Source organism: Manganibacter manganicus (genome assembly GCF_002075885.1).
Lineage (GTDB): Bacteria > Pseudomonadota > Alphaproteobacteria > Rhizobiales > Rhizobiaceae > Mesorhizobium > Mesorhizobium manganicum.
This window is the reverse complement of sequence record NZ_MDET01000011.1, coordinates 49,934-59,110: the sequence shown is the minus strand read 5'-3', so window position 1 is coordinate 59,110 and position 9,177 is coordinate 49,934. Positions and strand designations below refer to the sequence as shown.

The 9,177-nt window shown below is 64.6% G+C and carries 9 protein-coding genes and 1 riboswitch; of the genes, 2 read left to right on the top strand and 7 right to left on the bottom strand.

What is annotated here, in order from left to right:
- Together BFN67_RS08665 and BFN67_RS08660 are read left to right on the top strand one after the other, a co-directional pair.
- Window positions 1-882, top strand: coding sequence for a TniB family NTP-binding protein (locus BFN67_RS08665; RefSeq protein WP_080919224.1), 882 nt, complete (start codon window positions 1-3; stop codon window positions 880-882).
- Entirely contained in the window at window positions 879-1,745 is an 867-nt protein-coding gene (locus BFN67_RS08660; protein ID WP_080919223.1) for a TniQ family protein, read from the top strand. The genes BFN67_RS08665 and BFN67_RS08660 overlap by 4 nt, the downstream gene beginning before the upstream one ends.
- 312 nt (window positions 1,746-2,057) lie before the next feature.
- On the opposite strand, the gene BFN67_RS08655 is transcribed toward BFN67_RS08660, so the two are convergent.
- Genes BFN67_RS08655 through BFN67_RS08625 form a run of 7 tightly spaced genes read right to left on the bottom strand, consistent with a single transcriptional unit; the run spans window position 2,058 to window position 8,870 of the window.
- On the bottom strand, window positions 2,058-3,059 hold the full coding sequence (locus tag BFN67_RS08655) for a TRAP transporter substrate-binding protein (protein WP_080919222.1): 1,002 nt from the start codon (window positions 3,057-3,059) through the stop codon (window positions 2,058-2,060).
- Window positions 3,060-3,075: 16 nt separating this feature from the next.
- The gene (locus BFN67_RS08650) at window positions 3,076-4,902 is read right to left on the bottom strand and encodes a TRAP transporter large permease (protein WP_080919221.1); all 1,827 of its coding nucleotides are present in this window, start codon (window positions 4,900-4,902) and stop codon (window positions 3,076-3,078) included.
- A gap of 39 nt (window positions 4,903-4,941) precedes the next feature.
- Window positions 4,942-5,757, bottom strand: coding sequence for a bifunctional hydroxymethylpyrimidine kinase/phosphomethylpyrimidine kinase (thiD, locus tag BFN67_RS08645; protein ID WP_080919220.1), 816 nt, complete (start codon window positions 5,755-5,757; stop codon window positions 4,942-4,944).
- A complete protein-coding gene (gene thiE, locus BFN67_RS08640; RefSeq protein WP_080919219.1) occupies window positions 5,754-6,416 on the bottom strand; it encodes a thiamine phosphate synthase in 663 nt (220 codons plus the stop codon). The genes thiD and thiE overlap by 4 nt, the downstream gene beginning before the upstream one ends.
- Entirely contained in the window at window positions 6,413-7,156 is a 744-nt protein-coding gene (locus BFN67_RS08635; protein ID WP_245295202.1) for a hydroxyethylthiazole kinase, read from the bottom strand. Before BFN67_RS08635 ends, thiE begins: the two co-directional genes overlap by 4 nt.
- Complete coding sequence (locus BFN67_RS08630; RefSeq protein ID WP_080919217.1) at window positions 7,153-8,091, bottom strand: ABC transporter substrate-binding protein; 939 nt, start codon at window positions 8,089-8,091, stop codon at window positions 7,153-7,155. The genes BFN67_RS08635 and BFN67_RS08630 overlap by 4 nt, the downstream gene beginning before the upstream one ends.
- Entirely contained in the window at window positions 8,088-8,870 is a 783-nt protein-coding gene (locus BFN67_RS08625; protein ID WP_080919277.1) for an ABC transporter permease, read from the bottom strand. The genes BFN67_RS08630 and BFN67_RS08625 overlap by 4 nt, the downstream gene beginning before the upstream one ends.
- 116 nt (window positions 8,871-8,986) lie before the next feature.
- Window positions 8,987-9,089, bottom strand: a riboswitch (TPP riboswitch).
- Window positions 9,090-9,177 lie beyond the last annotated feature (88 nt).

Here is a 9,177-nt window from a genome sequence, read left to right as displayed (position 1 = left end):
ATGAGCGATCAAATCTCCCACCTGACCGCCGGCGCCGGCGCACTGCTTGCCGAAACGGACGAGCGGCGCATTCGCGCGATACGATCGCGCCGATGGGTGCTCTACCCACGCGCCAAGCAGGCGCTCGATCGGCTGAGCCGGCTTCTCGACCATCCACGCGGCACACGCATGCCTTCTGTCGCGATCTATGGCGACAGTGGCATGGGCAAGACCATGATCATGAAGCGGTTCCGGGACGAACACCCGCCGTGCTTCAACCCGGTGACGGGTACGCTGAAGACGCCCGTTCTGGCCATGGAGATGACGAGCCGGCCCGGCGAGCGGCGGTTCTACGCCGAACTGCTCACCCTTCTCGGCGCACCACAGAGGCCACGCGCCGATATCGCCCAGATGGAGCAAGCGGCGCTACGCATCATGGAGGCCATCGGTGTGCAGGTGCTGGTGATCGACGAGGTGCACAACATTCTCGCCGGATCTTATCGCGAGCAGCGCATTGTCCTGAACACGCTGCGTTTCCTCAGCAATCGTCTGCAGATCTCCCTGGTCTGCTTCGGCGTTAACGAGGCGCGCGAGGCGATCGGTGGCGACGTCCAGCTTGCACGCCGGTTTGAGCAGTTCACCTTGAGCAGGTGGGCGGCGAACGAGCAGTTCGAGACGCTGGTGGCATCGATCCTGCGCAATACGCCGCTGCGTCGACCCTCGGTGCTCACGCCGAAATCACTGCGACGGATTCTGCAGATAACCGAGGGCATCACCGCCAGCATCTTCCACATGATCAACGACCTCGCGGTTGACGCCATCGAACGCGGCCAAGAGCATATTGCAGACGAATCTGTCGAAAACTGGGAGCCGGAGTTCGAGGCCGAGGCGGCGTTCGCATGACGGAGACCGCGCCGCCACGGCAGTTGCCAGTGAGATTGCCGCCCTACCCTGACGAGCTTCTGTCGTCTTGGATCAGTCGCCATGCCGCCTTCTACGCGGTTCCGCCGCTCGTCATGCTCCAGCATTGCCTGCCGGAGGCCTCCTCATTGCGAGCAGTCGATCTCCATCTGAGCGGCGATCAGGAAGTCCGCCTCGCCAGTATTTTCGCCGCCAAACCGGCTGTTTTACGTCGAATGACCTTCATCAATGTGCCGAAGTCGTCGCATCGACTAATCGCCGCGAGGCCGGCACAGACCTGTGCACGTTGCAGCCCCGGTAGCGCGGAACCAGCGCCAATCCTGCGAAACCAGCTGCTGGGGTGGCGGATTACCTGCGTACATTGCGGAACACTACTACGAGGGTTCGGAAAAGGTGAACTTCGCTCCCCTTTCCGGCAAAATCACCGTGCGGCTCTGCGGGGTGAAAAGCTGCTCGACGACGAAGCCGAACGCGGCATTCGAACCTGGACATCGGCGACCGAAATCGCCCGGCTTCTGTTGATGCGGCGAGTGATCTGGCCCCTACCGCGCGAGCACGAGCTTTGGCGCTACCGGGTGCTCGGCGCCATCATTCCCGATCTCGACCATGTCGTTGCCGAGCAATTGCAGAATCTGCCCACACCTGCAAAGCCGATCCTGCCGCTCGATATGCGGCCGGCTCTGCTGGCCGGCGTTGCCATCGTCGAGCGCGCCGGCCCGGAAATGCTCCGGATGCTGCGTGGGCACATGATGGGCGACAACCGGGCCCGATTCTCTGACGCCGCAGAGAACATGATAGCTCAAGCCGGCACGCTGCGAGCTTCTAGGCAAATGCAGTTAATTTGAGAATCTGGCTGCAGGAATTCTCACGATTAAGTGCCTAACCCGGGCAAAACCACCGCATTCTTGCATTTAAATGCCAAGCGACATGTACCTTGGCCCCGCTGTTTATACGCGTGCCGCTCCGAGGTCGCGACCGTAGGAAATCAGCGGCAGCGTCCAAGTTGAAGATCGGGCACCGGCGCAAAGTGCCTTCAGCGAAGATGAACCGTTTGCAGCTTTGCGATCTCACGATCGAGCTTGTTTGTCATGTCCCTCCGCTTGTCCCGACCATTTCGCATTGAGGCGATCCCGGCCGCCGGTGCCTATAATGTCTTTTCAGGAGAGGCTTCCGATCGCCTCGATCTTATCCGCGCCGCCGACGATGCCGGCGAAATCCTCCCAGACCCCGCGCGCGCCCTTCTCCCACTCATCGCGCGCCTCGGGCGCTATCACCTTGCCGCCGTGCTTGGCCGCGAGCGCCACCGAGCGGTCCTCATCCTCGACGATGAGTTGGTCGAAATGGGCGGCACCCTCGGTGGCGGCCTGCTGGAAGACCTCCTTGTCGCCATCGCTCAGGCCGTTCCAGAAGCCGGTCGAGAAGTAGACGACGCCCGACGCCCAGATATGGCCGGTTTCGGTAAGGTAGGGCACCACCTCATAGAGCTTGAAGCCCGCATAGGCTGACTTGGTGAGGTCCATTGCGTCGGCCACCCCGGTCTTGAGCGCGTTGTAGGTCTCGGTGATCGGAATACCGATCGGCGTCGTGCCGAAGGCACTCCACAGCTTGGTGTGCAGCGGGCTCTGGATGACGCGGATGCGCTGGCCCGCGAGTTGGCGAGGCCGCGTGACGGGCTCCTTGGTCAGCAGATGGCGGGCGCCATAGTTGATGAAACCGCCAACGATGAATTGTTGCGCAGCGAGCTTCTGCTTGAGCTCGGCGCCGGTCCGCCCCTCAACGACCTTGCGCACATGAGCGGCGTTGCGAAACAGGAAAGGCAGGTCGAGGATCTGCACTTCGGGCACCCAGCCCGACAATGCCGAGACGGTCGACAGGCTGGCCTGAATGGAGCCGAGACGGATACCTTCGGCGATTTCCTTCTCGCCGCCAAGCGCTGCGTTGCGCACGATGTTGAAGTTGAATTTTCCCGGCAGCTTCTCTTCAACCAGGTCGCGGATTTTCAGCCAGATCTTCGTCTCCGGCTTGTCGTCACCGAATAGCGAGGCGACGGTCAGCGTCGTCTGCGCCCGCGCCCTGCCGACGATGGCGGGGGCAAGCAGAAGCCCCGCTCCGGCGGAAGCGGTGGCATGGATGAAACGGCGGCGCGTGATGGCGGTCATGATCTTTTTCCTTTGCTTAGAGGAGAAGAGTTCCCGCGCTCAGCAGGGCGAGGGAAACCAGAAGAGCTGCCAGATAGGGCAGGATGGCCGAAAACAGCGCGCCGGCCGGCAGCCGCGTGACGCCGCTCACCACGAACACCAAAATGCCGACTGGCGGCGTGAGTCCGCCGATCATCAAATTGACCACGATGATGACGCCGAACCCGATGGGGTCGATGCCGGCTGCCACCGCGGCCGGCAGCAGGATCGGTCCGAACAGCAGAATTGCAGCGCCGATGTCCAGCACCAGCCCCACGGCGAGTAGCACGAGGTTGGAAAGCAGCAGCACAGCGATCGCGCTGCCGCCGAGTGCCATTGTCATGCTGGAGACGACCCCCGAAACGTTGTCGGTTGCCAAAAGGAAGGCGAACGGACCGGCGGTGCCAATCAACAGGCCGATTGCCGCGGCTTCGACGGCAGCCTTCCGGAAAGCGACATAAAGCGACGTGAAGCGCAATCGGGCCCCGAGGCCAAGGAAAAGCGTGTAGAGGGCCGCCAGCGCCGCCGCTTCCGTGGTCGTGACCACGCCGAGGCGGATGCCGACGACTACGATGACGCCCAGCCCGAGGGCGGGAATGGCGGCGAATGCCGATCGCCGGCGCTCGGCGGCGTCTGCGCGCGGCATCGGTGTCGCCTCCCGCATGGTCAAGTGGATGGCGACAGCAAGACAGAGCGCCATCAATGGCCCGGCGATGAAGCCGCCGACAAACAGCGACCCGACCGAGAGGTTGGTGGCGACAGCCAGGATCAGAAAGGCGATGGACGGCGGGATAACGTTGTCCAGCACCGAGGTGGCCGCGATGATTGCGGCGGCCTGCGTCGGCGGATAGCCCCGCTTCACCAGTTCTGGCTGGAAGATTGCCGCTCCAAAGGCGGCATTGGCGACCGACGAGCCGGATGCGCCGGAAAACAGCACGCTGGTGAGAAGCGTGGTCTGCGCGAGGCCGGCGCGGCGATGGCCTACCAGAGAGGCCGCGAAGGTGACGATCCGGGCGGCGGTTCCCGAGGCCGTCAGCAATTCGCCCACGAGCAGGAAGAAGGGAATGGCAAGCAGCAGGAACTTCGACACGCTCGTCACCGTGGTCGACACCACCGCCTGCTCCGGCAGCGGGCTGCCGAAGAGGATCGCCAGATAGGCAGCGGCCAGAAAGGCATGGGGCATCGGGGCTGCGACAATGAGGCCGACCACGACGATCAGTCCCAGCACGATGCTTGACGGTATGGGGACGGACACGCTTGCGTGGCCGACGGCCACGAAGAGCACGATGCCGAGGGCAGCGGCTGCAAGCAGGGCCGCACCCCTTTCCTCTGCGACGCGTTGCAGAGCCAGGACCAGCAGGATCAGTCCGCCGCCAACGCCGAAAAAGCCGAAGCGGATCCATTCGGGCAGGCCAAGCGTCGGCGAGATGCCTCCCAGCATTGCGGCGATGCGGGCACTGCCAAAGATGAGGATCAGGCCGGCCAGCACGGTGAAGACATCGGCCCCGATAGCGGCGAAAGCTCGCCCATGAGCCGGCAACCTGAAGACAACGCCGTCGAACCGCATGGCCAACGCGCTGTTCAGCGCCAACGGCGCCCCTACAGCAATCAGCGCCACGTGCAGCCAGATGCCGAGATCCTCTGATCCGATAAACCCGGTGCCGAAGGCATAGCGCAAAACGACGGCGGTGAGCACAACAGCGAGAAGGACGGCAAGAACGGCGGCCGCGACCGCCCCGAGCGCCGCTTCCAGGGAGCGCAGAAGTTGCGCGGCTAGGCGTGCCGGTCGCGGCACGGAGGCTGTGGGTTGCTCTACTGGGCTCATGCGGTCATCCAGCCCTCCGCAGCGCAGAAGCAGACCCCATCAGGCCGACCACCACCGATGGAAATGGTGGACCGGTCCGCTGCCCTTGCCGATGGAGAGCGTCGCGGCGGCCTCCAGGGCTCCCTGAAGATAATCCTTCGCCTCGCCGACGGCCTCTGGCAGTGCCAGTCCGCGTGCGAGCCCGGCCGCGATGGCCGCGGCCAGCGTGCAGCCTGTTCCGTGGGTGTTGCGGGTCTGGATACGCGGTTTGGAAAAGCGGGTAACGGTGCGGCCGTCGAGCAGGACGTCGGCGCTGCACGGGCCGTCGCCATGGCCGCCCTTGACGAGCACGGCGTTCGCGCCGGCCTCGAGGATCACCTCGGCCTGCGCCGCCATCGCCGCCTCATCCTCGGCAATCGACGTCCGGGTCAGCAGGGCGGCCTCATGCAGATTGGGCGTCACGAGCGCTGCGAGCGGCAGCAATTGCGTCCGAAGCGCGTCGATGGCGTCGGGCTGGAGCAGGCGGTCGCCCGATGTCGCGACCATCACCGGATCGAGCACCGGCCGCACGCCATAACGGCGCAGACGCCCGGCAATGATTGCGATTGTCTCGGCGCGCGAGACCATGCCGATCTTGGTCGCGCCGACCTGGATGTCGTCGAACACCGCGTCGATCTGCGCGGCGATCATTTGGGGTGATATGTCTTCCACGGCGCGCACGCCCATCGTGTTCTGCGCGGTAATGGCCGTGATGACGCTGGCGCCGAATACCCCCAGCGCCGAAAACGTCTTCAGATCGGCCTGAATGCCGGCCCCGCCGCCGCTGTCGGAGCCCGCGATGGTGAGAGCAACAGGGGTCGGAGTCGGGGCGGTCATGACGAACGCCCCTCCAGCGCATCGTCCACCGCGCGCCGCAAATCGCGCGACGCCGCCGCGATGTCCGTTGCCCGAAAAACGGCGGAGATGACTGCGACACCCGATGCCCCCGCCTTCACCACGTCGCGGGCGCGTCCGGCATCGATGCCGGCAATGGCGCCGACCGGCAGGTCAGGCTTTGCCACGCCGATCCGCCTGCGCAGGGCCGCGAAGCCCTCGATGCCGACCGGCGCGTCGGGGTTCTGCTTCGATAAAGTCTCGAACACGCCGCCGATGCAGGCATAGTCGCACGGTGCGGCGATGGCCATGTCGGCGTCCGCCTCGTTCTTGACGGTCACGCCGATGATCGCATCCGGGCCGAGCAAGCGGCGCGCCGTCGCCACATCCATGTCGTCGCGGCCGAGATGGACGCCTTCGGCCTCCGCCGCCAGCGCGACGTCGATCCGGTCGTTGACGACGAGCGGCACCCCGCTGCCGGCGAGCGCGGCCCGGATTGCGGCCGCACGCTCGACCATGGTCCGTGTCGGCGCATCCTTGTCGCGGTACTGGACGATCGTCGCGCCATTCCCGGCAGCAATCGCGGCAAGTTCGGCCAAATCGCCGACGTCTTGCAAGCTGCCGTCCACGATCGCGTTCAGTCTGTAGTCGAGCTTGCTCATCCCGTTACCTTCGCTCTTTCCAGAATGTCCCCGCCATCGAGTGCCGCGAGCGCATCGAGCAAAGCCGGCTCGAAGCTGCCTGGCCCGCTGGCGCTCAGGGCGGCCTTTTCCGCCGCCACGCCGAGCACCAGCATCGCGGCTGCGGTCGCTGCATGGCGGTCGTCATCTACTGCGAGAAAGGCTGCGATCACCGCGCCCGACAGACAGCCTGTGCCCGTGACCTTGGCCATGAGCGGATCGCCATTGGCGACCGATATTGTTTGTCCGGCGAAGCTGATGTGATCGACGACGCCGGTCTCGACGGCGACGACGCGATCCGGCACTGTCAGCAATCCATATTCGGCAGCGTTGGCGCGCAACGCGGTGGGCTGGCGTTGCAGCAGATCCTGCGCGAAACGGGCACGTGGTGGCGAGTAATCGCAATGTGCCGGGTCGAGCACCCATGGAATTTCGCGTGCGGCAGCCACATCCACGGCAAGGCCGATGGCCTCGCGGCGCTGTTTGTCGAGCGTGCCGAGATTGACGACCAAGGCGTCGGCCTTGCGCGCGAAATCCTGCACCTCTTCCGTGGATGAGGTCATGGACGGGATCGCGCCCAGCGCCGAAAGCCCGTCCGCCACCAGCTTCTGCACGACAGTGTTCATCAGGCAGTGCACGCGCGGAGCCTGCTTGCGCACGCGCTCCAGCATGGAGGTCGGCCATTGAGGCAGGTCGGCCCAGTTCCCAGCAGGCATGCTCATTGTAGTTCCACCGCAATGTCGTCCACCGCCGGAGCGGCCTTGATCAGCCCGCTCTCGGCCATGAACGCGCCAAACCGGGCATAGCGTGCGCGGTCGAGCGCGAAGGGCCGCTTGGCGAAGCGCGGCAGCGTGTCGACCCAGGCCTGGCGGTTCAGTTTATCGTCGAGATCGGGGTAGGCATGGGTGAACAGCTTCCAGCTCTCGTCGGGGTGGTTGGTGAGGTAGATCGCGCCCTGTTCGACGGCTCCAAGGAAACGCTTGAGCCGATCGTCGCTAACCAGTTCTGGCCGCGTGACGAAGATCAATTCGTCATAGACCGGAACGCCATGCTCCTCGGGAAAGAAGGACCGGCCTTCATGGCCTTCTTGCCGCATCTGCGTCAGTTCGAAATTGCGGAAACCGCCGATGGTGGCATCGACCTGACCACCAATGAGCGAGGGCGTCAGCGCGAAATTGACGTTGATCAGCTCCACGCTTTTCCTGTCCACGCCCACATGTTCCAGCATGCGGCCGAGCATGGCGTCCTCGAAGCCGGAGACGGAAAAGCCGATGCGCTTGCCTTTCAGGTCCTCGATGCCCGCGATCGGCCCATCGGCCAGCACGGTGAGCGTGTTGAGCGGCGTCTCGACCAGCGTGCCGAACCGGATGAGCGGAACGCCCGCCGCGTGATCCAGATAGAGGTTGGGCTGGTAATGGATGCCGACATCCGCCTGCCCCGAGGCCACCGCGCGCGGCACGATGGAGGGATCGGAAGGCGGCAGCAGTTCGACATCCAGTCCCGCCTTCTCGAACAGGCCGAGTTCGCGCGCCACGACAAGCGGGGCATGGTCGGGATTGACGAACCATTCCAGCAGCACGGTAAGCCGGTCTTGCGCCCGCGCGGCGCCGGTGGCGGCAAAGCCGATCAGAACGGCAAATATCAGAGCACGCATCATGGTCGCTTCCCTTTGTTGACGCGATGGGAAAATTCGTTTTCTTCAGCCCAGGGGGTGAGAAGAGGCCCCAGCCGATCGACCGCGCGGCGCAGCGCCAGCGTCAGCAGGGCTATGATCGCCATGGCGGCGAACGTCGTGTCGGTCTGCATGCGGGCATTGGCCTGCACCATGACGAAACCGAGACCCGCCGACGCGCCGACCCATTCGCCGATAATGGCGCCGAGCGGCGCCAGAGGCGCGGCGACGCGCAATCCGGAAACAAGCGAAGGCAGGGCCAGCGGCACGCGCACGCGGATCAGTGTCTGCCAGTGGGTCGCTTCGGTTATCGCGGTGGCGTCGATGATCTCGGGGTCGATCCGGCGCAGCCCGTCCGCGAAGGCGGAGGCGACGGGAAAGAAGATGATGAGCGTCGTCATCACCACTTTGGAGGCCATGCCGAAGCCGAACCAAAGCACCAGCAGCGGCGCGATGACGAAGACGGGAAAGGCCTGCGACACCAGCACCATCGGCCAGACGAGATTGCCGAAACGCGGCAGAGCGGCCACGCCGAGCGCGATGGTGACGCCAATCAATGTTCCCGCTACGAAGCCGACGGCGATCTCAGCCAGCGTCACCCATGTGTTTGCCAAGAAATAGCCTGGCTGGCGCCATAAGGCGCCAAGCACGTCGAGCGGGGCGGGCAAGATGTAGCGCGGCGGCGAAAATATCCAGACCAGCGCCTGCCATGCGGCAACGAGTACCGCCAGCGTGCGCGTCGCTGCGCGAAAGGGCGCCAACATCAGCATCTGTCCTGGCACTCAGGACTCAACTGGCTGGTGGGGCGATGTAAAAGCATGGCGATCTCCCGACAACATCGTGGAGATCCAGGCTGGGCGAAGAATGATCAGGATTGCCGAAATGGCCCTTGTTCCGTTCCTACGCCGGTATGACCCGGATCAGGTTCAAGGGTCCGGCTCACCGCCGTCTCAGCACCGTTTGATGCACCCCTCGGAATTCGCCGGAACTATAGCGTGGAAGGCCATCCAGTCAAGCGCGTGGCGGTGAGACGACAGCATGGTGCTTCTAGCGCGGTCGTCGCACGCTGGC

Coding starts and splice junctions, on each gene's coding strand:
- BFN67_RS08625 (WP_080919277.1), bottom strand. CDS start 8,870: ATGTTGGCGCCCTTTCGCGCAGCGACGCGCACGCTGGCGGTACTCGTT.
- BFN67_RS08655 (WP_080919222.1), bottom strand. CDS start 3,059: ATGACCGCCATCACGCGCCGCCGTTTCATCCATGCCACCGCTTCCGCC.
- thiD (WP_080919220.1), bottom strand. CDS start 5,757: ATGACCGCCCCGACTCCGACCCCTGTTGCTCTCACCATCGCGGGCTCC.
- BFN67_RS08650 (WP_080919221.1), bottom strand. CDS start 4,902: ATGAGCCCAGTAGAGCAACCCACAGCCTCCGTGCCGCGACCGGCACGC.
- BFN67_RS08665 (WP_080919224.1), top strand. CDS start 1: ATGAGCGATCAAATCTCCCACCTGACCGCCGGCGCCGGCGCACTGCTT.
- thiE (WP_080919219.1), bottom strand. CDS start 6,416: ATGAGCAAGCTCGACTACAGACTGAACGCGATCGTGGACGGCAGCTTG.
- BFN67_RS08635 (WP_245295202.1), bottom strand. CDS start 7,156: ATGAGCATGCCTGCTGGGAACTGGGCCGACCTGCCTCAATGGCCGACC.
- BFN67_RS08630 (WP_080919217.1), bottom strand. CDS start 8,091: ATGATGCGTGCTCTGATATTTGCCGTTCTGATCGGCTTTGCCGCCACC.
- BFN67_RS08660 (WP_080919223.1), top strand. CDS start 879: ATGACGGAGACCGCGCCGCCACGGCAGTTGCCAGTGAGATTGCCGCCC.